This window comes from Pantoea sp. X-Soil-YNGN-775 (genome assembly GCF_059730575.1).
Window position 1 is genome coordinate 640,566 of sequence record NZ_AP035945.1, and the last position, 22,923, is coordinate 663,488.

The 22,923-nt window shown below is 55.9% G+C and carries 20 protein-coding genes; 16 read left to right on the forward strand and 4 right to left on the reverse strand.

The genetic code is table 11. The features are described from left to right. The first annotated feature begins 19 nt into the window (after positions 1-19). Genes thrA through thrC form a run of 3 tightly spaced genes read left to right on the forward strand, consistent with a single transcriptional unit; the run spans position 20 to position 4,701 of the window. Positions 20-2,482 (forward strand): bifunctional aspartate kinase/homoserine dehydrogenase I, encoded by a 2,463-nt coding sequence (gene thrA, locus AC6I8I_RS02875; protein ID WP_497828317.1) that lies wholly within the window; start codon positions 20-22, stop codon positions 2,480-2,482. 2 nt (positions 2,483-2,484) lie between these two features. After that, positions 2,485-3,414, forward strand: coding sequence for a homoserine kinase (gene thrB, locus AC6I8I_RS02880; protein WP_031376023.1), 930 nt, complete (start codon positions 2,485-2,487; stop codon positions 3,412-3,414). Between the two features lie 3 nt (positions 3,415-3,417). Continuing rightward, positions 3,418-4,701: a threonine synthase gene (thrC, locus tag AC6I8I_RS02885; RefSeq protein WP_312055340.1), complete on the forward strand. Its 1,284-nt coding sequence runs from the start codon at positions 3,418-3,420 to the stop codon at positions 4,699-4,701. A 59-nt stretch (positions 4,702-4,760) separates the two neighbouring features. Here thrC and yaaA read toward each other — a convergent pair whose 3' ends face one another. After that, positions 4,761-5,534, reverse strand: a complete 774-nt coding sequence (gene yaaA / locus AC6I8I_RS02890; protein ID WP_312055341.1) for a peroxide stress protein YaaA — start codon at positions 5,532-5,534, stop codon at positions 4,761-4,763. Between the two features lie 209 nt (positions 5,535-5,743). On the opposite strand from yaaA, the gene tal reads away from it, so the two are divergent. The 3 genes from tal (at position 5,744) to AC6I8I_RS02905 (ending at position 8,821) form a co-directional block, all read left to right on the forward strand. Continuing rightward, positions 5,744-6,697, forward strand: coding sequence for a transaldolase (gene tal, locus AC6I8I_RS02895; protein WP_069728450.1), 954 nt, complete (start codon positions 5,744-5,746; stop codon positions 6,695-6,697). A 123-nt stretch (positions 6,698-6,820) separates the two neighbouring features. Then, positions 6,821-7,408: a molybdopterin adenylyltransferase gene (mog, locus tag AC6I8I_RS02900; protein ID WP_312055342.1), complete on the forward strand. Its 588-nt coding sequence runs from the start codon at positions 6,821-6,823 to the stop codon at positions 7,406-7,408. 105 nt (positions 7,409-7,513) lie between these two features. Next, positions 7,514-8,821, forward strand: a complete 1,308-nt coding sequence (locus AC6I8I_RS02905; protein ID WP_497828318.1) for an MFS transporter — start codon at positions 7,514-7,516, stop codon at positions 8,819-8,821. A gap of 37 nt (positions 8,822-8,858) precedes the next feature. Here AC6I8I_RS02905 and satP read toward each other — a convergent pair whose 3' ends face one another. After that, on the reverse strand, positions 8,859-9,428 hold the full coding sequence (satP, locus tag AC6I8I_RS02910) for an acetate uptake transporter (protein WP_312055344.1): 570 nt from the start codon (positions 9,426-9,428) through the stop codon (positions 8,859-8,861). 303 nt (positions 9,429-9,731) lie between these two features. Here satP and dnaK point away from each other — a divergent pair, with 303 nt between their 5' ends. From dnaK to nhaR, 4 genes are all read left to right on the forward strand, one after another. Then, a complete protein-coding gene (gene dnaK, locus AC6I8I_RS02915; RefSeq protein WP_031376016.1) occupies positions 9,732-11,642 on the forward strand; it encodes a molecular chaperone DnaK in 1,911 nt (636 codons plus the stop codon). Positions 11,643-11,746: 104 nt separating this feature from the next. Next, entirely contained in the window at positions 11,747-12,892 is a 1,146-nt protein-coding gene (gene dnaJ, locus AC6I8I_RS02920) for a molecular chaperone DnaJ (RefSeq protein WP_312055345.1), read from the forward strand. A 163-nt stretch (positions 12,893-13,055) separates the two neighbouring features. Beyond that, on the forward strand, positions 13,056-14,228 hold the full coding sequence (nhaA, locus tag AC6I8I_RS02925; RefSeq protein ID WP_312055346.1) for a Na+/H+ antiporter NhaA: 1,173 nt from the start codon (positions 13,056-13,058) through the stop codon (positions 14,226-14,228). A 20-nt stretch (positions 14,229-14,248) separates the two neighbouring features. Then, positions 14,249-15,166 carry a transcriptional activator NhaR gene (gene nhaR, locus AC6I8I_RS02930; protein ID WP_312055412.1) on the forward strand — a complete coding sequence of 306 codons (918 nt, stop codon included), beginning with the start codon at positions 14,249-14,251 and terminating at the stop codon, positions 15,164-15,166. 38 nt (positions 15,167-15,204) lie between these two features. Here the strand turns inward: nhaR and rpsT are convergent, their stop codons facing one another. Then, positions 15,205-15,468 carry a 30S ribosomal protein S20 gene (gene rpsT / locus AC6I8I_RS02935; protein WP_006117633.1) on the reverse strand — a complete coding sequence of 88 codons (264 nt, stop codon included), beginning with the start codon at positions 15,466-15,468 and terminating at the stop codon, positions 15,205-15,207. A gap of 306 nt (positions 15,469-15,774) precedes the next feature. Between rpsT and ribF the strand changes: the two genes are divergently transcribed. The 6 genes from ribF to dapB all read left to right on the forward strand — a co-directional run bounded on the left by ribF (position 15,775) and on the right by dapB (position 22,500). Further along, complete coding sequence (gene ribF, locus AC6I8I_RS02940; RefSeq protein WP_312759409.1) at positions 15,775-16,701, forward strand: bifunctional riboflavin kinase/FAD synthetase; 927 nt, start codon at positions 15,775-15,777, stop codon at positions 16,699-16,701. A 29-nt stretch (positions 16,702-16,730) separates the two neighbouring features. After that, positions 16,731-19,547 (forward strand): isoleucine--tRNA ligase, encoded by a 2,817-nt coding sequence (gene ileS, locus AC6I8I_RS02945; RefSeq protein ID WP_497828319.1) that lies wholly within the window; start codon positions 16,731-16,733, stop codon positions 19,545-19,547. Then, the gene (gene lspA, locus AC6I8I_RS02950; protein WP_312055349.1) at positions 19,547-20,053 is read left to right on the forward strand and encodes a signal peptidase II; all 507 of its coding nucleotides are present in this window, start codon (positions 19,547-19,549) and stop codon (positions 20,051-20,053) included. The genes ileS and lspA overlap by 1 nt, the downstream gene beginning before the upstream one ends. A gap of 3 nt (positions 20,054-20,056) precedes the next feature. Continuing rightward, on the forward strand, positions 20,057-20,527 hold the full coding sequence (fkpB, locus tag AC6I8I_RS02955) for an FKBP-type peptidyl-prolyl cis-trans isomerase (RefSeq protein ID WP_312055350.1): 471 nt from the start codon (positions 20,057-20,059) through the stop codon (positions 20,525-20,527). Continuing rightward, positions 20,508-21,461, forward strand: a complete 954-nt coding sequence (gene ispH, locus AC6I8I_RS02960) for a 4-hydroxy-3-methylbut-2-enyl diphosphate reductase (protein WP_312055351.1) — start codon at positions 20,508-20,510, stop codon at positions 21,459-21,461. Before fkpB ends, ispH begins: the two co-directional genes overlap by 20 nt. A 223-nt stretch (positions 21,462-21,684) precedes the next feature. After that, positions 21,685-22,500, forward strand: coding sequence for a 4-hydroxy-tetrahydrodipicolinate reductase (gene dapB, locus AC6I8I_RS02965; RefSeq protein ID WP_312759406.1), 816 nt, complete (start codon positions 21,685-21,687; stop codon positions 22,498-22,500). Between the two features lie 185 nt (positions 22,501-22,685). On the opposite strand, the gene AC6I8I_RS02970 is transcribed toward dapB, so the two are convergent. Next, on the reverse strand, positions 22,686-22,853 hold the full coding sequence (locus AC6I8I_RS02970; protein ID WP_497828320.1) for a hypothetical protein: 168 nt from the start codon (positions 22,851-22,853) through the stop codon (positions 22,686-22,688). Positions 22,854-22,923: the final 70 nt, after the last annotated feature.

Below are 22,923 nucleotides of genomic sequence, written 5' to 3' on the forward strand. Positions count from 1 at the left end.
ATTCAGGAGAGTTTATAACATGCGAGTGCTGAAATTCGGCGGGACCTCGGTGGCGAATGCGGAACGGTTTCTTCGCGTCGCCGACATTCTGGAAAATAATGCGCAACAAGGACAGGTTGCAACCGTGCTCTCTGCGCCAGCAAAGATTACTAACCATCTGGTGGCAATGATTGAAAAAACCATCAGCGGTCAGGATGCTTTGCCGAATATCAGCGATGCCGAACGCATCTTCAGCGAGCTGCTGACGGGTCTGGCTGCCGCCCAGCCCGGCTTTGACTACGATCGCCTGAAAACCCGCGTTGATCTTGAGTTTGCGCAACTGAAACAGGTGCTGCATGGCATCAGCCTGTTAGGGCAGTGTCCCGACAGCGTCAATGCGGCGATCATCTGCCGTGGTGAAAAACTCTCGATTGCGATCATGGAAGCGCTGCTGCAGGCGCGGGGTCACGACGTCAGCGTGATCGATCCGGTAGAAAAACTGCTGGCGGTCGGTCACTACCTCGAATCGACCGTGGATATCGCCGAATCGACCCGTCGCATCGCCGCCAGCCAGATTCCGGCGCACAACATGATCCTGATGGCCGGCTTCACCGCCGGTAACGAGCGTGGTGAACTGGTAGTGCTGGGGCGCAACGGCTCAGACTATTCAGCGGCGGTGCTGGCAGCCTGTCTGCGCGCCGACTGCTGTGAAATCTGGACCGATGTGGATGGCGTCTATACCTGCGATCCGCGTCAGGTGCCGGATGCGCGTCTGCTGAAGTCGATGTCTTACCAGGAGGCGATGGAGCTCTCTTATTTTGGTGCCAAAGTCCTGCACCCGCGTACCATCGCCCCCATCGCCCAGTTCCAGATCCCCTGCCTGATTAAAAATACCGCCAATCCGCAGGCACCCGGTACGCTGATCGGCGGCCACGGCGAGCTGGATGAGAATCCGGTCAAAGGCATCACTAACCTGAATAATATGGCGATGGTGAACGTCTCCGGCCCTGGCATGAAAGGCATGGTGGGCATGGCGGCCCGGGTGTTTGCCGCGATGTCACGCACCGGCATCTCAGTGGTATTGATCACCCAATCCTCTTCCGAATACAGCATCAGCTTCTGCGTGCCGCAAAATGAGCTGGCGCGGGCGCGTCAGGTGCTGGAAGAGGAGTTCTATCTTGAACTGAAAGATGGCCTGCTTGATCCGCTGGATATCATTGAAAACCTGGCGGTGATTTCGGTGGTCGGCGATGGCATGCGCACCCTGCGCGGCATCTCGGCAAAATTCTTCTCGGCGCTGGCGCGCGCCAACATCAACATCGTGGCGATTGCTCAGGGCTCTTCCGAGCGCTCAATCTCAGTGGTGGTTAACAATGACGAGGTGATCACCGGGGTACGCGTCGTACACCAGATGCTGTTCGCCACCGATCAGGTGATCGAGGTGTTTGTCGTCGGCGTCGGCGGGGTTGGCGGCGCGCTGCTGGATCAGTTACATCGTCAGCAGACGTGGCTGAAGCAGAAACATATCGATCTGCGGGTCTGCGGCATTGCCAACTCGCGCGCGCTGTTGACCCACGTACACGGCATCGATCTCAGCAACTGGAAAGCGGCGCTGAGCGAAGCCAAAGAGCCGTTCAACCTCGGCCGTCTGACCCGACTGGTGAAAGAGTACCATCTGCTCAATCCGGTGATCGTCGACTGTACCTCCAGCCAGGCGGTGGCCGATCAGTATGCGGATTTCCTCAGCGAGGGCTTCCACGTGGTGACGCCGAACAAAAAGGCCAATACCTCGTCGTGGAATTACTACCAGCAGATGCGCGCGGCGGCCGCGAAGTCACGGCGTAAATTCCTCTACGACACTAACGTCGGCGCGGGTTTGCCGGTGATCGAAAACCTGCAGAACCTGATGAATGCCGGTGATGAGCTGCTGCGCTTCTCCGGTATCCTCTCCGGCTCGCTGTCGTTTATCTTCGGTAAGCTGGATGAGGGCGTGTCGCTGTCGCAGGCGACCAACATGGCGCGGGAGATGGGTTTCACCGAGCCCGATCCGCGTGACGATCTCTCTGGTACCGACGTGGCGCGCAAGCTGCTGATTCTGGCGCGTGAAGCGGGTCATCAGCTGGAGCTGAGCGACATTGAGATTGAGCCGTTGCTGCCGGACAGTCTGACCGCCATTCAGGATGTCGAACAGTTTATGCAGCGCCTGCCCGAGCTGGATAATGCGTTTGCCGCGCGAGTGGCACAGGCACGCGATGAGGGTAAAGTGCTGCGCTACGTCGGTGTGATTGAAGAGGGCGGCGTCTGTAAAGTGAAGATCGACGCAGTCGACGGCAACGATCCGCTGTATAAAGTGAAAAACGGTGAGAATGCCCTAGCATTTTACAGCCGCTACTATCAGCCGATTCCGCTGGTACTGCGCGGATACGGTGCAGGAAATGATGTGACGGCAGCCGGTGTTTTTGCTGATCTGCTGCGTACGCTGTCGTGGAAGTTGGGAGTTTAATAATGGTAAAAATTTATGCACCGGCCTCGATTGGCAACGTCAGCGTCGGCTTTGACGTGCTGGGCGCGGCGGTTTCGCCGGTGGATGGTTCACTGCTGGGCGACTGCGTTTCGGTCGAGGCGGCCGATCGTTTCACCCTGACCAACGCGGGCCGCTTTGTCAGCAAGCTGCCGGCCGATCCCAAAGAGAATATTGTTTATCAGTGCTGGCAGCGGTTCTGCGAGGCGGTAGGTAAAGAGATTCCGGTGGCGATGACGCTGGAGAAGAATATGCCGATCGGCTCCGGGCTGGGGTCGAGCGCCTGTTCGGTGGTTGCTGGCTTAATGGCGATGAATGAATTCTGCGGCAAACCGCTCAGCGACAGCCAGCTGCTGAGCCTGATGGGGGAGCTGGAAGGGCGGATTTCCGGCAGCGTCCATTATGATAATGTGGCGCCGTGCTTCCTCGGCGGCATTCAGCTGATGCTGGAAGAGAATGGCATTATCAGCCAGCCGGTGCCGGGCTTTGATGACTGGCTGTGGGTGATGGCCTATCCTGGCATTAAAGTCTCTACTGCCGAAGCGCGAGCGATTCTGCCGGCGCAGTACCGCAAAGAGGACTGCATCAAGCACGGTCGCCTGCTGGCGGGCTTCATTCATGCCTGCCATACCCGCCAGCCGCAGCTGGCAGCTAAACTTATGCAGGATGTGATTGCCGAACCTTATCGCACCCGCCTGCTGCCCGGCTTTGCCGAAGCGCGCCAGGCTGCGCAGGACATTGGCGCACTGGCCTGCGGTATTTCCGGCTCCGGTCCGACCCTTTTCGCCGTTTGCAATCAGATGGAAACGGCACAGCGGATGGCTGACTGGCTGAGCCAGCACTATCTGCAGAATGATGAAGGCTTCGTCCATATCTGCCGTCTTGACACGGCTGGCGCACGACAATTGGGATAACGCATGAAACTCTACAATCTTAAGGATCACAACGAGCAGGTCAGCTTCGCCCAGGCGGTGAAACAGGGTCTGGGTTCGCAGCAGGGACTGTTTTTTCCGCTCGAGCTGCCAGAGTTTGAACTGACCGACATCGACGCGATGCTGGAGATGGATTTTGTCAGCCGCAGCAGCAAAATTCTCTCGGCCTATATTGGTGACGAAATTCCACCTCACCAGCTGGCCGAGCGCGTCCAGGCCGCCTTTGCTTTCCCGGCACCGGTTAAAGCGGTCAGTGAAGATATCGCCTGCCTTGAGCTGTTCCACGGTCCGACGCTGGCGTTCAAAGATTTCGGTGGCCGTTTTATGGCCCAGATGCTGGCTTACGTCAGCGGCTCAGATGAGCAAATCACCATCTTAACCGCCACCTCCGGTGATACCGGCGCGGCGGTGGCTCACGCCTTTTATGGCATGAAAAACGTGCGGGTAGTGATCCTTTATCCGCAGGGCAAAATCAGTCCGCTGCAGGAAAAACTGTTCTGTACCCTGGGTGGCAACATCGAAACCATCGCCATTGACGGCGACTTTGATGCCTGCCAGTCGCTGGTGAAGCAGGCGTTTGACGACAGCGAACTGAAGCAGGCGATTGGCCTGAACTCCGCAAACTCGATCAACATCAGCCGTCTGCTGGCGCAGATCTGTTACTACTTTGAAGCAGTCGCTCAGCTGCCACAAGAGAAGCGCAATCAGCTGGTGGTGTCGGTGCCGAGCGGCAACTTTGGTGATTTGACCGCCGGCCTGCTGGCAAAATCGCTGGGACTGCCGATCAAGCGCTTTATTGCCGCCACTAACGCCAACGATACGGTGCCGCGCTTCCTCGGCAACGGCGAATGGCAGCCTAATCTGACGGTCTCCACCTTGTCGAATGCGATGGATGTCAGCCAGCCAAACAACTGGCCACGAGTCGAAGAGCTGTTCCGCCGTAAGACCTGGCGCTTAACCGATCTGGCCTACGGAGCGGTTTCAGATGAAACCACCCGTGCCGCGATGCGTGAACTGGCCGAAATGGGCTATATCTCTGAACCGCATGCTGCAATTGCCTGGCGTCTGCTGCGCGATCAGCTGCAGGAAGGGGAGTATGGCCTGTTCCTTGGCACCGCGCATCCGGCGAAATTCAGAGAGAGCGTGGAAGAGATTCTGCAGCAGACGCTGACGCTGCCGCCAGAGTTAGCCGAGCGGGCAGAATTGCCGTTGCTGTCACACCAGATGCAGGCCGATTTTGCCGCGCTGCGGGCGTTTTTACTGAAATAAGTGCGAACCCGTTTCCGCCTGTGGCTGCCGTTGCTGGCACCCACAGGCGCTACGGATGCTTACTGTTCTGCGCGTTTAAATACCAGCTCAGTCTCGCTGCTGCTGGCGGCATCAAAACGGTAACCCTCCAGATCAAACTGCTTTAGCTGCTCCGGTCGGGTCAGGCGCTGCTGAATCACATAGCGACTCATCAATCCCCGCGCTTTCTTGGCGTAGAAGCTAATCACTTTATAACTGCCGTTCTTCTGATCGAGGAACACCGGCTTGATCACCTGAGCCTGCAGCTTTTTCGCTTTAACTGCTTTGAAGTACTCGTCTGACGCGAGGTTAATCAGCACCCCGTCACCCTGTTCCGCCAGCGCCGCGTTCAGCGCTTCAGTCAGTAAATCGCCCCAGAAGCTGTAGAGATCTTTGCCCGCCGGATTGGCCAGCCGGATGCCCATCTCCAGCCGATAGGGCTGCATCAGATCGAGTGGACGCAGGACGCCATACAGGCCTGACAGCATACGTAAATGCTGCTGAGCAAAGTCGAAATCCTGATCGCTGAAGGTCTCTGCCTGTAAACCGGTATACACATCGCCTTTGAAGGCCAGAATTGCCTGACGGGCGTTGTCCGGGGTGAAATCAGGCTGCCAGCTGTTGAAACGCTCGGCGTTGAGGTGGGCCAGTTTGTCGCTGATCCCCATTAACGAGGCGATGTTGGCGGGTGACAGATCGCGCGCAATCTCAATCAGCTGTTGTGACTTTTCTAACAGGGCCGGCTGGGTAAAGCGTGGGGTCGCCAGCGGACTTTCATAATCCAGCGTCTTGGCGGGCGAGATCACCATCAACATAGTTGCTTCCTCGGTTAACACCTGGTTTTACAGGACATTGGCTGTGGGTATAGCCGCGCAGTGTAACAAAAAAGGCGTAAAGAATGACGAATCACACCGATTTGTGCAGGCAAGGGTAAACGGCATTCCCTGACCTTGCGCCACCGGTGCCGCGTGATATTATCGCAACAGCCTTTTTTCACCCTGACAGTTAACTAAGAGAAAAGAACATGACGGACAAACTTACTTCCCTGCGTCAGCTCACCACCGTGGTAGCCGACACCGGTGATATTGCAGCCATGAAGCTGTACCAGCCGCAAGACGCTACCACCAACCCTTCTCTGATTCTCAACGCCGCACAAATCCCTGAATACCGCAAACTGATCGATGAAGCGATCGGCTGGGCGCGTGAGCAGAGCAGCAACAAAGAAGAGCAGTTGCAGCTGGTTTCTGACAAGCTGGCGGTTAACATTGGTCTGGAAATTCTTAAGCTGATCCCGGGCCGCATCTCGACTGAAGTTGATGCCCGTCTCTCTTACGACACTGAAGGCAGCATCGCTAAAGCCCGCAGCCTGATCAAACTGTATAACGATGCCGGCATCAGCAACGACCGCATCCTGATCAAACTGGCTTCGACCTGGCAGGGTATCCGCGCGGCGGAACAGCTGGAAAAAGAAGGCATCAACTGTAACCTGACGCTGCTGTTCTCCTTCGCTCAGGCGCGTGCCTGTGCCGAAGCGGGCGTGTTCCTGATTTCACCGTTTGTTGGCCGTATCCTCGACTGGTACAAAGCCAACACCGATAAGAAAGAGTACGCGGCACACGAAGATCCAGGCGTGGTTTCCGTCTCTGAAATCTACAACTACTACAAGCAGCACGGCTATGAAACCGTGGTGATGGGCGCCAGCTTCCGTAACGTCGGCGAGATCATCGAGCTGGCTGGCTGTGACCGTCTGACCATTTCCCCTGCGCTGCTGAAAGAGCTGGCAGAGAGCGAAGGCACGCTGGAGCGTAAACTGAGCTACAGCGGCGAAGTGAAAGCGCGTCCGGCCAAAATGACCGAATCTGAGTTCCTGTGGCAGCACAACCAGGACCCAATGGCGGTGGCGAAACTGGCCGAAGGTATCCGCAATTTTGCCGTTGATCAGGGCAAACTTGAGAAAATGCTGGCAGAACTGCTGTAATGACTCACCGTGACGGCACCGTCCGTCACGGTTTCCCTTTTCCGTCACTTTCGCTTTGTATTATCCTTTCTGTTCTTCCCCTTTTTTTCTGCCGCACTGCGGTACATCACAGCGAACATAATCATGAACACACTACGCATAGGCCTGATCTCGGTGTCCGATCGCGCCGCCAACGGCATTTATCAGGATCAGGGTATTCCGGCGCTGGAAAGCTGGCTGAGCAGCGCCATCAGTACGCCGTTTGAGATTGAATCACGGCTGGTGCCGGATGAGCAGCCGATGATTGAGCAGGCCATCTGTGAACTGGTTGATGAACGTTTTTGCCATCTGGTGCTGACCACCGGCGGTACCGGGCCGGCACGACGTGACGTCACGCCGGACGCCACCTTAGCCGTCGCCGACCGTGAAATGCCCGGTTTTGGTGAGCAGATGCGCCAGATCAGCCTGCAGTTTGTGCCAACCGCGATTCTGTCGCGTCAGGTCGGGGTAATTCGTAAACAGTCACTGATCCTTAATCTGCCTGGCCAGCCAAAGTCGATCAAAGAGACGCTGGAAGGATTAAAGGATGAACAGGGCAAGGTGAAGGTGCACGGCATCTTCGCCTCCGTACCTTATTGTTTACAGTTACTGGAAGGGCCATATGTTGAAACGCACGCCGACGTGGTAGCAGCTTTTCGGCCTAAAAGCGCGATACGTGAGATAAATAACTAAATATTCCGCATTTCAGGCATAAGCTACAGCCTGACTGGTGTGGCAAAAGATTGACGGTATAGTAAGCCCAGCTTTACAACCTTTTTCTTTTGCCTGTGGAATATTATGAATAAGACATCGGTTCAGCGCCTGACTGGCAAAGATTACAAAACGCTGGCGCTGGCCGCTCTGGGCGGCGCGCTGGAGTTCTACGACTTCATTATTTTTGTCTTCTTCGCCACGGTGATCGGCGAGCTGTTTTTCCCGGCCGATCTACCGGAATGGCTGCGTCAGCTGCAGACCTTTGGCATCTTTGCGGCAGGCTATCTGGCGCGTCCGCTGGGCGGCATTATCATGGCGCACTTTGGCGATAAGGTCGGGCGTAAGAAGATGTTCAGCCTGAGCATTTTGCTGATGGCGTTACCGACGCTGATGATGGGCGCATTACCGACTTATCAGACAATTGGTATCGCCGCGCCGTTGCTGATGCTGCTGATGCGCATGTTGCAGGGGGCCGCGATTGGCGGCGAAGTGCCGGGTGCCTGGGTGTTCGTCGCTGAGCATGTGCCCTATAAACGTATCGGCATCGCCTGCGGCACGCTGACGGCCGGACTGACGGTCGGTATTCTGCTGGGCTCGGTAGTGGCGACGCTGATCAATACCGCAATGTCACCGCAGGCGATTCATGATGGCGGCTGGCGTATCCCGTTCTTCCTCGGCGGCGTGTTTGGGCTGGCTGCAATGTACCTGCGTCGCTGGCTGCATGAAACGCCGGTGTTTACTGAGATGCAACAGCGTAAAGCGCTGGCCGAAACCCTGCCGCTGAAAACCGTGCTGGCGAATCATAAAAAATCGATTGTGATCTCAATGCTGCTGACCTGGCTGCTCTCGGCCTGCATTGTGGTGGTAATCCTGATGTCGCCGGTCTGGCTGCAGAAGCAGCAGGGCATTGCGCCGGCGCTGACCCTGCAGGCCAACAGCATCGCCACTATTATGCTCTGCTTCGGCTGTATTATTGCCGGAATGGCGGCGGACCGCTTTGGTGCCAGCCGTACGCTGTGTGTGGGCAGTCTGCTGCTGGCGCTCTGCAGCTGGCAGTTTTATCACCTGACCGCACTCTATCCACAGCAGCTGTTCCTGCTGTATGGGCTGGCCGGGCTGAGCGTCGGGGTAGTCGGGGTGGTGCCGTTCGTGATGGTGCGGGCTTTTCCGCCCGAAGTGCGGTTTACCGGACTCTCTTTTTCCTACAATCTATCCTATGCGATCTTTGGCGGGCTGACGCCGATTTGTGTTTCGTTACTGATGAACGTCTCAGCGATGGCACCTTGCTGGTATGTGATGGCGCTGGCGCTGGTAGGGCTGGTTACCGGGATCTGGCTGCGGCGTGATATCAGCCATGAGACTGGCCTGCATGAAGCGGTGAAACACGCGTAGTGGTAACACGCGGAGCCGGGCTCCGCGTGTTAAGTGATCAGGCTGGTTTTGCGCCAATCGGCAGAATGGTACGGGCAAAGGTTTCGTTCAGCACTTCACCCATCGCCAGATAACAGGCACTGGCACCACAGATGATACCGACCCAGCCAGCGTACGGCACCAGTGCCGGCAGCTGCATCAGATGCGCTACCGCCAGCAGCGCAAACAGCACCGTAAGCGAGGCAAAGACAAACTGCAGCATCCGCGCACTCTTCAGCGTCCCGACGAACATGAAGAGCGTGAAGAAGCCCCACAAAGCCAGCCAGGCACCGAGGAAGCGTGAGTCGGTGGCTTTTGTCAGGCCCATGATCGGCAATAGCAGAATCGCCACAAAGCTTAGCCAGAACATGCCGTAAGAGATAAAAGCGGTCATGCCAAAGGTATTGTTCTTTTTGAACTCAAGCATTCCGGCCAGCACCTGGGCAATCCCACCAAAAAAAATGCCGGTGGCTAAAATTGCCACATCCATGGCGAATAAGCCCGAGTTGTGCAGGTTCAGCAGGATCGTTGTCATGCCAAACCCCATTAAGCCCAGTGGGGCAGGGTTAGCCAGTGTTGAATTTGCCATAGTTCCTCGGCGGTAAAATGATCGTTGATGATAAAAAAGGTCTCACTCCCGCTGCGGGAGGTGAGCAGAGCGCCGCATCATATTCAGTGTCCAGCCTGCGGTCTTTGATCCCAGCCGGGCCAATGTTGAAAAATTTTTTTTGGTTTAACCCTTGATGCGCATCGAAGCGGCCCCATTTACTTGTCATCGAGCGTTGTGAACGTTGGAAAAAAAGCATGTGCTGGCAGGTTGAATGCAAACAACTCGCCCACATAAAAGGTTCACAACCCAAATTGGCAACGAATTTAAGTGGGAGATGTTTAGATGGGTAAGATTATTGGTATTGACCTGGGTACAACCAACTCTTGTGTTGCGATCATGGATGGCACTAAAGCACGCGTGCTGGAGAATGCCGAGGGCGATCGCACCACGCCTTCAATTATTGCTTACACGCAGGACGGCGAAACTCTGGTCGGTCAACCGGCTAAACGTCAGGCAGTGACCAACCCGCAGAACACCCTGTTCGCGATTAAGCGTCTGATCGGTCGTCGTTTCCAGGACGAAGAAGTGCAGCGTGACATTAAAATCATGCCGTACAAAATCACCAATGCAGACAACGGTGATGCCTGGCTGGAAGTGAAAGGTCAGAAAATGGCACCGCCGCAGATCTCTGCTGAAGTGCTGAAAAAAATGAAGAAAACCGCCGAAGATTACCTCGGTGAGCCAGTGACTGAAGCGGTGATTACCGTTCCGGCCTACTTTAACGATGCGCAGCGTCAGGCGACCAAAGATGCCGGCCGTATCGCAGGTCTGGAAGTTAAGCGTATCATCAACGAACCAACGGCAGCGGCGCTGGCGTATGGTCTGGATAAAGGCCAGGGCAACCGCACCATCGCAGTTTATGACCTGGGTGGCGGTACCTTCGATATCTCAATCATTGAGATCGACGAAGTTGACGGCGAAAAAACCTTCGAAGTACTGGCAACCAACGGTGATACTCACCTCGGTGGTGAAGACTTCGATAGCCGCCTGATCAACTACCTGGTGGCTGAATTTAAGAAAGATCAGGGTATCGATCTGCACAACGATCCGCTGGCGATGCAGCGTCTGAAAGAAGCGGCAGAAAAAGCGAAAATCGAGCTTTCTTCTGCTCAGCAGACCGACGTGAACCTGCCGTACATCACGGCTGATGCGACCGGTCCTAAGCACCTGAACATCAAAGTGACGCGTGCGAAGCTGGAATCACTGGTAGAAGATCTGGTTGCTCGTTCTATCGCGCCGCTGAAAGTTGCGCTGCAGGATGCGGGTCTGTCCGTTTCTGATATCAACGACGTTATCCTGGTCGGTGGTCAGACACGTATGCCACTGGTTCAGGCCAAAGTAACGGAGTTCTTTGGTAAAGAGCCACGTAAAGACGTCAACCCGGATGAAGCGGTTGCAGTAGGTGCAGCGGTTCAGGGTGGTGTTCTGGGCGGCGACGTGAAAGACGTGCTGCTGCTGGACGTTACCCCACTGTCACTGGGTATCGAAACCATGGGTGGCGTGATGACCTCGCTGATCAGCAAGAACACCACTATCCCGACCAAGCACAGCCAGGTGTTCTCAACTGCTGAAGATAACCAGTCAGCCGTGACCATTCACGTGCTGCAGGGTGAGCGTAAGCGCGCCAATGACAACAAGTCACTGGGCCAGTTCAACCTCGACGGTATCCAGGCTGCACCGCGCGGTATGCCGCAGATCGAAGTCACCTTCGACATCGATGCCGACGGTATCCTGCACGTGTCAGCGAAAGATAAGAACAGCGGTAAAGAGCAGAAAATCACCATTAAAGCCTCTTCTGGTCTGAACGATGAAGAGATCGAAAAAATGGTGCGCGACGCGGAAGCGAACGCCGAATCTGACCGTAAGTTCGAAGAGCTGGTACAGACGCGTAACCAGGGTGACCAGATTGCCCACAGCACGCGTAAGCAGCTGGATGAAGCGGGCGACAAACTGACCGCGGACGATAAAGCGCCTATCGAAGCTGCGCTGGCCGCACTGGAAACCGCGCTGAAAGGCGAAGATAAAGCGGAAATCGACGCCAAAATGCAGGCGCTGATGGAAGTGTCCGGCAAACTGATGGAAGCTGCACAGCAGTCTCAGGCGGGTGCGGCGGATGCCGGCGATGCGTCAGCGAAGAAAGATGACGACGTTGTCGACGCTGAGTTCGAAGAAGTGAAAGACAACAAGAAATAATTGCCCCTGACCGGGCGCGACGGTTGGCCTGACAGCCGTTGAAACCAGCACGGGCGTAGGAGTTCACTCCACGCCCGTGCGATCATGTTAAGGGCTAAATAAATATGGCGAAGAGTGATTACTACGAGATTTTAGGCGTCGCCAAATCCGCAGACGAGCGTGAAATCAAAAAGGCTTACAAACGCCTGGCAATGAAGTTTCACCCGGACCGTAATCCCGGTGACAAAGAGGCCGAAGCCAAATTCAAAGAGGTTAAGGAAGCCTACGAAATCCTGACCGACGCGCAGAAGCGGGCGGCTTACGATCAATATGGCCACGCAGCCTTTGAACAGGGCGGCATGGGCGGCGGTGGATTCGGCGGCGGCGGCTTTGGTGGCGGCGGCGCAGATTTCAGCGATATCTTTGGCGACGTTTTCGGTGACATCTTTGGTGGTGGCCGCCGTCAGCGCGCAGCCCGTGGCGCCGATTTACGCTACAACATGGAGCTGTCGCTGGAAGAAGCGGTACGCGGCGTGACCAAAGAGATCCGCATTCCAACGCTGGAAGAGTGTGACGTCTGCCACGGCAGCGGCGCGAAAGCGGGCACGCAGCCTCAGACCTGTTCGACCTGTCACGGTGCTGGCCAGGTGCAGATGCGCCAGGGCTTCTTTACCGTACAGCAAGCCTGTCCGACCTGTCATGGTCGCGGCTCGGTGATTAAAGATCCGTGCAATGCCTGTCATGGTCATGGCCGGGTAGAGAAGTCGAAAACGCTGTCAGTGAAAATCCCTGCCGGGGTCGACACCGGTGACCGCATTCGCCTGAGTGGCGAAGGTGAAGCGGGTGAGCAGGGCGCACCGGCCGGCGATCTCTACGTTCAGGTATCGGTGAAGAAACACCCGATCTTCGAACGCGAAGATAACAACCTTTACTGTGAGGTGCCGATCAACTTTGCGATGGCGGCACTGGGCGGTGAGATTGAAGTGCCAACGCTGGATGGTCGCGTGAAGCTGAAAGTGCCGTCTGAAACCCAGACCGGCAAACTGTTCCGCATGCGCGGACGCGGCGTGAAGTCGGTACGCGGCGGCGCGGTCGGCGATCTGCTGTGCCGGGTGGTGGTGGAAACCCCTGTCAGCCTCAATGAGAAACAGAAAGCGCTGTTGCGTGAACTGGAAGAGAGCTTTGGCGGACCGAGCGGTGAACACAACAGCCCGCGCTCCAAAAGCTTCTTCGACGGCGTGAAAAAATTCTTTGATGACTTAACCCGTTAAGCTTATCCCCCCTATGAAGCCAGCGCTGCGTCGCTGGCTTTTTTTTGCCTGTTGCCATAACTCGTCTTTTCCGAGTGATATCCGCTAAATAATCTGTTTTTTTCGAGCTATCATTGTCGGTATTCTTAGCGCTTTGATTGATCTCTGGATAAGGACTTTGCGTGTGAATATCAGACTAAAAAAAATCCTGAATAGTGACGCTACCGGAGGCGTGGTGCTGATCCTGGCCGCCGCGCTGGCGATGATCCTCGCCAATAATGGCGCAACGCAGCAGGGTTATCGCGATCTGCTGGCAATTCCGGTGCAGTTCCGCTTTGGCGAACTCGATATCAGCAAAAACCTGCTGCTGTGGATTAATGACGCGCTGATGGCGCTGTTTTTCCTGATGGTCGGACTGGAGGTTAAACGCGAACTGGTGATGGGTGCGCTGGCGAAACGTGACCAGGCGGTCTTCCCCTTAATTGCCGCGCTGGGCGGCATGGTGGCCCCGGCAATACTGTTCCTGCTGTTTAACGGCGCTGATGTTGAGACGCGCAGCGGGTGGGCGATCCCGACCGCCACCGATATCGCATTTGCGCTGGGTATTCTGGCGCTGTTAGGCAGCCGGGTCCCACCGGCCTTAAAGATCTTCCTGATGGCGCTGGCGATCATTGACGATCTCGGGGCGATTGTGATTATCGCGCTTTTCTATACCCACGATCTCTCAGTCGCGTCACTGGGTGTCGCGGCCGCCGCGATTGGGGTGCTGGCGCTGATGAACCTGCTCAACGTGCGTAATACCGGCCTCTATCTGCTGGTGGGCATGGTGCTGTGGACCGCGGTGCTTAAGTCGGGCGTACACGCCACGCTGGCCGGTGTGGTGGTGGGCTTCCTGATCCCGCTGGCGAAGAAAGAGGGACATTCACCGGCAATCCACCTGGAGCATGCGCTGCATCCGTGGGTGCGCTGGCTGATCCTGCCGCTGTTTGCCTTCGCTAATGCCGGCGTCTCGCTGGACGGCGTCTCCTTCGACAGCCTGTTCTCGCTGCTGCCGCTCGGCATCATTGCTGGTCTGCTGATTGGTAAGCCGCTGGGTATCACGCTGTTCTGCTGGCTGGCGGTAAAAATGGGCCTCGCCCGGCTGCCTGAAAATACCCACATCAAGGATATCGCAGCGGTCGGGGTGTTGTGTGGCATCGGCTTTACCATGTCGATCTTCATCGGCTCGCTGGCTTATGGCGACACCAACGCCGAACTGATCACCCTGGCGAAGCTGGGTATTCTGATCGGATCGATTCTCTCGGCGCTGCTGGGCTACCTGATTCTGTGGCGGCGTCTGGCACAGCGTGCTGGCTGAGCAGAGGGTAGCGAGGAATGATGTCGCACATTAACTACAATCATCTCTACTACTTCTGGCACGTCTGCCGGACCGGATCGATTGTTGGTGCCGCTGAGGCGCTCTCTCTGACGCCGCAAACCATCACCGGACAGATCAAGGCGCTCGAGGAGCGCCTGCAGGGCAAGCTGTTCCGCCGGCAGGGACGCGGGCTGGTGCCGACCGAGCTGGGGCAGCTGGTGTTCCGCTATGCGGACCGGATGTTCATGCTCGGCCAGGAGATGCTGGATATCGTCAACTATCGCAAAGAGTCGCATCTGCTGTTTGATGTTGGCGTGGCGGACGCGCTGTCTAAGCAACTGGTGAGCAAGGTGCTGGAGACGGCGGTGGTGGCCGAAGAGAAGATCCATCTGCGCTGCTTTGAGTCGACCCATGAAATGCTGCTGGAGCAGCTCAGCCAGCACAAGCTGGATATGATTATCTCTGACTGTTCGATCGATTCGACCCAGCAGGAGGGGCTGTTTTCGCTCAAGCTTGGCGAGTGTCCGGTCAGTTTCTGGTCAACGCTGCCGCTGCCCGAGCCGCTTTTTCCCGCCTGTCTGGAGACGCGCCGGCTGTTGATTCCAGGACGCCGTTCGATGCTGGGACGTAAAATTCTTAACTGGATTAACAGTCAGGGATTGCAGGTCGAGATTCTGGGCGAGTTTGATGACGCGGCATTAATGAAAGCCTTCGGGGCCGGGCAGAACGCCATTTTTGTCGCTCCGGTGCTGGACCGGCAGGATGTCTGGCAGCGTGAGGTGATCGCAGAGGTCGGGCGGCTGGAGACGGTATTAGAGGAGTATCACATCATCTTTGCTGAGCGAATGATTCAGCATCCGGCGGTACAGCGCATCTGTCATGCCGACTTTAGCGCGCTGTTTCCTCGCCCAATTACAGACGAAAAAAAACCGGCGTAGAAGCCGGTTCTTTCAACAAAGCGATGAACAAGCGGCGATTAAGCCAGTTTGTTGATCTGTGCAGTCAGGTTTGCTTTATAACGTGCAGCTTTGTTTTTGTGGATCAGACCTTTAGCAGCCTGACGGTCCACGATTGGTTGCATTTCATTGAATGCGTTCTGCGCAGCAGCTTTGTCGCCTGAAGCGATCGCCGCGTATACTTTCTTAACGAAGGTACGCATCATAGAGCGGCGGCTAGCGTTATGCTTACGGCGTTTCTCAGATGTTACGGCGCGTTTCTTAGCTGATTTGATATTAGCCAAGGTCCAACTCCCAAATGTGTTCTATAGAGACAAATCAAAGGCCGAGGACTATGCCCTTCCAACCTGATTTTGTCAATGGATTTGTGCAAATAAGCGTCGCTCTATGAGCAGCACTCGGTTACGTATTTGATGGCGCAAGATTCTACCAGCTTCGCCTCGCTGAATACAGTATTTCGCGACAAAATTCTTATCCACGGCCTCCACGCCAGTAAATGCGCACCGTTAAGCATGAAAGGCGTGCTGACGGGTTAACCTTAACCGGTTTCAAGGGTATAATCCGCCGATTTCCACCGGTTTGAGTCAGCCATGAAGTTTATCCGCGGTATTCATAATCTTAACGAGCAGCATCGCGGCTGCGTTCTGACCATTGGTAATTTCGATGGCGTGCACCGCGGTCATCAGGCGCTGATGTCCCGCCTGTGTGAAGAGGGACGGAAGCGTAATTTACCGGTGGTGGTGATGGTTTTTGAACCGCAACCGCTGGAACTGTTTGCTGGCGACAAAGCCCCGGCGCGTCTGACGCGTCTGCGTGAAAAACTGCGCTATCTGGCTGAGGCCGGTGTTGATAAAGTGCTGTGCGTTCGCTTTGATCGCCGTTTTGCGGCGCTGTCGGCGCAGAGTTTTATCAGCGAATTATTAGTCGAAAAACTCGACGTGAAGTATCTCGCGGTGGGTGATGACTTCCGCTTCGGCGCTGGTCGCCAGGGCGATTTCCTGTTATTACAGAAAGCCGGTGTGGAGTATGGCTTTGATGTCGTCAGCACCGAAACCTTTTGTGACGGCGGCAAACGTATCAGCAGCACCGCCGTGCGTCAGGCGCTGGCCGCGGATGACTTAGCGCTGGCGCAATCACTGTTAGGCCACCCTTTTAGTATTTCAGGTCGTGTGGTGCACGGTGATGCACTGGGACGCACGCTGGGTTTTCCGACCGCTAACCTTCCTCTGCGCCGCAGCGTTTCGCCGGTGAAAGGCGTTTATGCGGTTGAGGTTCATGGCCTGACGCCTGAGCCGATCCCCGGCGTGGCCAACATTGGCACCCGTCCGACGGTAAAAGGTTTACGCCAGCAGCTTGAAGTTCACCTGCTTGACATCAATATGAATCTATATGGCCGGCACATTGACGTGGTGCTGAAGCAGAAATTACGAAACGAGCAGCGCTTTGCCTCACTGGAGGCGTTGAAAGAACAAATTGCGAAAGATGTGGTAACGGCCCGGCAGTTCTTCGGGCGTTAACCTGAGCGAAAAACGGAATCGAGAATCTGATGAGTGACTATAAATCTACCCTGAATTTGCCGGAAACGGGATTCCCGATGCGTGGCGATCTGGCCAAACGCGAACCGGGAATGTTGCAACGCTGGAATGCTGACAACCTGTACGGCATTATCCGCGAAGCCAAAAAAGGGAAAAAAACCTTTATCCTGCATGATGGCCCTCCGTATGCGAACGGCAGCATTCATATTGGTCACTCTGTAAACAAGATTCTGAAAGACATTATCGTCAAGTCGAAAGGCATGGCGGGCTATGACTCGCCGTACGTGCCGGGCTGGGACTGCCACGGTCTGCCTATCGAACACAAAGTTGAGCAGATGATCGGCAAGCCAGGCGAGAAGGTCAGCGCCGCCGAGTTCCGCGCAGCGTGCCGTAAATATGCCGCCGAACAGGTTGAAGGTCAGAAAGCGGACTTTATCCGGCTGGGCGTGCTGGGCGACTGGGATCGTCCTTACCTGACGATGGACTTTGCGACCGAAGCCAACATCATTCGCGCGCTGGGTAAAATCATCGACAACGGCCACCTGCACAAAGGCGCCAAGCCGGTGCACTGGTGCCTTGATTGCCGTTCTGCGCTGGCAGAAGCGGAAGTAGAATACTACGACAAGACTTCCCCTTCGATTGACGTGATGTTCAACGCCATTGATGCCGACGCGGTGCGTCAGGCCTTTGGCGCTGCGCAGGTTGAAGGCCCGATTTCACTGGTGATCTGGACCACTACGCCGTGGACGCTGCCGGCTAACCGCGCTATCTCGCTGAACGCGGAATTTGACTATCAGTTGCTGCAGATCGACGGTCGCGCGCTGATCCTGGCGAAAGATCTGGTCGAGAGCGTGATGAAGCGCGCGGGCGTCAGCGAATGGCGCGTGCTGGGCGAATGCAAAGGCGCGGCGCTGGAGCTGCAGAAGTTCCAGCATCCGTTCCTGGCGATTCAGTCGCTGGTAGTGCTGGGCGATCACGTGACGCTGGAAGCCGGTACCGGTGCGGTACACACCGCGCCTGGCCACGGCCCGGATGACTATGTCATCGGCCAGAAATATGGCATCGAAACCGCCAATCCGGTCGGTCCGGATGGCAGCTATCTGCCAGGCACCTATCCGACGCTGGATGGGGTCAACGTATTTAAAGCCAACGACATGATCGTTGAGCTGCTGAAAGAGAAAGGCGCGCTGCTGCACGTTGAGAAACTGCTGCACAGCTATCCGCACTGCTGGCGTCACAAAACACCGATCATCTTCCGTGCCACGCCGCAATGGTTCATCAGCATGGATCAGAAAGGCCTGCGTGCGCAGTCGCTGCAGGAGATCAAAGGCGTGCAGTGGATCCCGGACTGGGGCCAGGCGCGTATTGAATCGATGGTGGCTAACCGTCCTGACTGGTGCATCTCGCGTCAGCGTACCTGGGGCGTGCCGATGGCGCTGTTCGTCCATAAAGAGACCGAGCAGCTGCATCCGGACACCCTGTCACTGATGGAGAAAGTGGCGCAGCGCGTTGAGCAGGATGGCATTCAGGCGTGGTGGGATCTCGATCCGCGCGACCTGATGGGCGACGATGCCGATCACTACGTTAAGGTGCCTGACACGCTGGACGTCTGGTTTGACTCCGGTTCAACCAGCTATTCGGTGGTCGATGCGCGTCCTGAATTTGGCGGTCACACCCCGGATATGTATCTGGAAGGCTCGGATCAGCATCGCGGCTGGTTTATGTCTTCACTGATGATCTCGACGGCGATGAAAGGCAAAGCGCCTTATCGTCAGGTACTGACGCACGGTTTCACCGTGGATGGTCAGGGCCGTAAGATGTCGAAATCGATCGGCAACACCGTGTCGCCGCAGGATGTGATGAACAAACTGGGCGCTGACATTCTGCGTCTGTGGGTCGCCTCTACCGATTACTCTGGTGAAATGGCGGTTTCGGATGAGATCCTGAAACGCTCTGCCGATGCCTATCGTCGTATCCGCAACACCGCACGTTTCCTGCTGGCTAACCTCAGCGGTTTCAATCCGGCCACCGATCTGGTGCAGCCGGAAGAGATGGTGATAGTGGATCGCTGGGCAGTCGGTCGTGCACAGGCGGCGCAGGCCGATATCACCGCCTCCTACGAAAACTACGATTTCCATGAAGTGATTCAGCGACTGATGCAGTTTTGTTCGGTGGAGATGGGCAGCTTCTATCTCGACATCATCAAAGACCGTCAGTACACCGCCAAAGGCGACAGCCTTGCGCGTCGCAGCTGTCAGACCGCGCTGTGGCACATCGTTGAAGCGCTGGTGCGCTGGATGGCACCGATCATGTCGTTTACTGCGGATGAGATCTGGGGCTACCTGCCGGGCGAACGCGCGCAGTACGTCTTCACCGAAGAGTGGTACCAGGGCCTGTTTGGCCTGGCGGACAATGAAGCGCTGAACGACGCCTACTGGGCTGAGCTGCTGCAAGTGCGCGGCGAAGTGAACAAGGTGATTGAGCAGGCGCGTGCCGACAAACGCATCGGTGGTGCACTGGAAGCAACGGTGACGCTGTATGCCGAGCCGGAGCTGGCAGCCAAACTGCAGGCGCTGGGCAATGAGCTACGCTTTGTGCTGCTGACCTCAGGCGCACAGGTGGCGGATTACGCCCTGGCGAACGACGAAGCGCAGCAGAGCGAATTGCTGAAAGGTCTGAAAATCGGCCTGCATAAAGCGGAAGGCGAGAAATGTCAGCGCTGCTGGCATTACACTACCGACGTCGGTCAGAACCCGGAGCATGCTGAGGTCTGCGGTCGTTGTTACACCAACGTAGCCGGTGACGGTGAAGAGCGTAAATTTGCCTGATGCGTAAACCTATTTTCTCAACCGGATTGCGCTGGCTGTGGCTGGTGCTGGTGGTAATTGTTGTCGACTTCGCCAGTAAGCAGTGGGTGATGAACAACATGATGCTGCACGAAACGCGGCCGCTGATACCGTTCCTGAACCTGTTCTACGCGCATAACTACGGTGCGGCGTTCAGTTTCCTGGCGGACAAAGGTGGCTGGCAGCGCTGGTTCTTTGCCGGCATCGCGCTGGCAATTGTGGTTTCGCTAGTGGTGATGATGTATCGCAACCGCGCCAGTCAGAAGATCGCCAACATCGCTTATGCGTTGATCATCGGCGGGGCGATAGGCAACCTGTTCGATCGCTCATATCACGGCTTTGTGGTCGACTTTATCGATTTCTACGTCGGTAACTGGCACTTCGCTACATTTAATATCGCTGACTGCGGCATCTGTATTGGTGCGGCGTTGGTGGTGCTGGAGGGCTTTCTCAGCCCTGCCAGCAAACAGGCAAAACAGAAAGGGTAAGTGATGAGTGAGTCTGTACAGCGCGACAGCGCGGTGTTGGTGCATTTTACGCTGAAGCTGGAAGATGGCTCGACGGCGGAATCGACCCGTGCCAACGGTAAGCCGGCGCTGTTTCGTCTGGGTGATGGCAGCCTGTCGGCCGCGCTGGAACAGGCGTTGCTTGGGCTGACAGCCGGTGAAACTAAACAGTTTACCCTGGCGCCGGAAGAGGCGTTCGGTAGCGTCAGTCCTGATCTGATCCAGTACTTCTCCCGGCGTGATTTTATCGATGCGGGCGAACCGGAAGTGGGTGCCATTATGCTGTTTACCGGCATGGGCGGCAGCGAAATGCCAGGCGTGATCCGTGAAGTCTCGGGCGATTCCATTACCGTCGATTTCAACCATCCGCTGGCGGGTCATCGCGTGCAGTTTGATATTGAGGTGCTGGACATTGATCCGGCGCTGGAGGCGAACGATGCAAATCCTGTTGGCTAATCCGCGCGGTTTCTGCGCTGGCGTTGATCGGGCAATCAGTATTGTCGAGCGCGCACTGGAAATGTACGGTGCGCCGATCTACGTGCGTCATGAAGTGGTGCACAATCGCTACGTGGTTAACAGTCTGCGTGAACGCGGGGCGATCTTTATTGAAGAGATCAGCGAAGTGCCGGATGACGCGATTCTGATTTTCTCTGCACATGGCGTTTCTCAGGCGGTGCGCGCAGAAGCCAAAGCGCGCAACCTCACCATGCTGTTTGACGCCACCTGTCCACTGGTGACCAAAGTGCATATGGAAGTGGCCCGCGCCAGCCGTAAGGGTGTGGAAGCGATTCTGATTGGTCACGCTGGTCATCCGGAAGTGGAAGGCACCATGGGGCAGTACAACAACCCCAACGGTGGAATGTACCTGGTCGAGTCGCCGGAAGATGTGTTCAGGCTGAAGGTTAAAGACGAGAGCAATCTCAGCTTTATGACCCAGACCACGCTGTCGGTGGATGATACCTCTGACATCATTGACGCGCTGCGTCAGCGCTTTCCGGCGATTATCGGGCCGCGCAAAGATGATATCTGCTACGCCACCACCAACCGCCAGGAAGCAGTACGTACTCTGGCGCGTGACGCAGAGGTGGTGCTGGTGGTCGGCTCGAAGAACTCGTCCAACTCTAATCGTCTGGCGGAACTGGCACAGCGTGCCGGTAAGCTGGCGAAGCTAATTGACTCGGCAGATGATATTCAGGAAGAGTGGGTCAAAGGCGTTGAGTGCATCGGCGTCACTGCGGGTGCCTCTGCGCCGGATATTCTGGTGCAGCAGGTGATCCAGCGTTTGCGTGAGCTGGGCGGCGAAGCGGCGATTGAGCTGATTGGCCGGGAAGAAAATATCGTCTTCGAAGTGCCGAAAGAGCTGCGGGTCGATGTGCGTGAAGTGCAGTAACCTGCTGATGTGATTCAAAAATAAAGGCCGACTCTGTTCGGCCTTTTTTGTTTTTGGCGGCGGACAACACGGCACTCTACGCCGTCGCGATTGCTTTTACTGATAATCGCGCGCGGCTGGCATAAAATTCTTATTATCCCTGATTAATAGTGGCGTGCCTGTTAACTCGTGGTTAACCTGATGACGCTTTGGATGCATAGTTTTGTTTTAGGAATGAATAAATATGAACAATATCCGTATTGCCATTGTCGGCGCACCGGGGCGAATGGGCCGTCATCTGATCCAGGCAACGCAGCAGACGGAAGCAGTGGAACTGGGTGCGGCACTGGCGCGTCCTGGCTCCTCTCTGATCGGCAGCGATGCCGGTGAATTAGCCGGTACTGGTAAAAATGGCATCATCATCGCTGACGACTTACGCACGGTGATCGATGACTTCGATGTGCTGATCGACTTTACCCGTCCTGAAGGTACGCTGGATTATCTGGCTGTCTGCCGTGAGCACGGTAAAGCGATGGTGATTGGCACCACCGGGTTTGATGAAGCCGGTAAAGCGGCGATCCGGGCGGCCGCAGAAGAGATTGCGATCGTGTTTGCCGCTAACTTCAGCGTTGGCGTTAACCTGGTGCTGAAGCTGCTGGAAAAGGCCGCCAAAGTGATGGGCGACTACGCGGATATCGAAATTATTGAAGCTCACCATCGTCATAAAGTGGACGCGCCCTCTGGCACCGCGCTGGCGATGGGGGAAGCCATTGCCGATGCCATGCAGTGGAAACTGGATGAGCATGCGGTTTACAGCCGTGAAGGCTACACCGGCGAACGCCAGCCGCAGACCATCGGCTTTGCCACGGTGCGGGCAGGGGATATCGTCGGCGAGCATACGGCAATGTTTGCAGATATCGGCGAGCGGGTAGAGATAACGCACAAGGCTTCAAGCCGGATGACCTTTGCAAATGGCGCGGTTAAGTCGGCATTTTGGTTGAAAGATAAGAAATCTGGCCTGTTTGATATGCGTGATGTGCTGGATTTATCGATGTTGTGAGTGTTGTGAACCATCGTGATGTGGTTATTTCAATCGGTAATCACTTGATTGAAAAGGGGCAATGTTTTCATTGCCCTTAATTTTATCAAAAATAAGCCTCTGTGATAAAATACCTTCCGTAATCGTTATTTGTTGTTATTTTCTGTGATCTTTTCCTGCCGCTTTCGCTATTTTTGACCATTTGGTCAAAAATAACCGTCTTCTGCTGGCTGTTTCGCTTTTTTGCCGTCTGGCAAACGATTATTCCGCCGAGTTTTCCTCTCTTTTTGCCGCTTATGCGCGGTTTCACGTTCAGAAGGCAGATAATAGCGAAAAAATTCCGACTCAGGGTAGACAAGTACCAGGTCGATCATTAGAATGCGCGCAATTTGCCAAAAATCGACAATTCAGGCGGTTTTTGCATTGATTCAGGCCACTATTTTG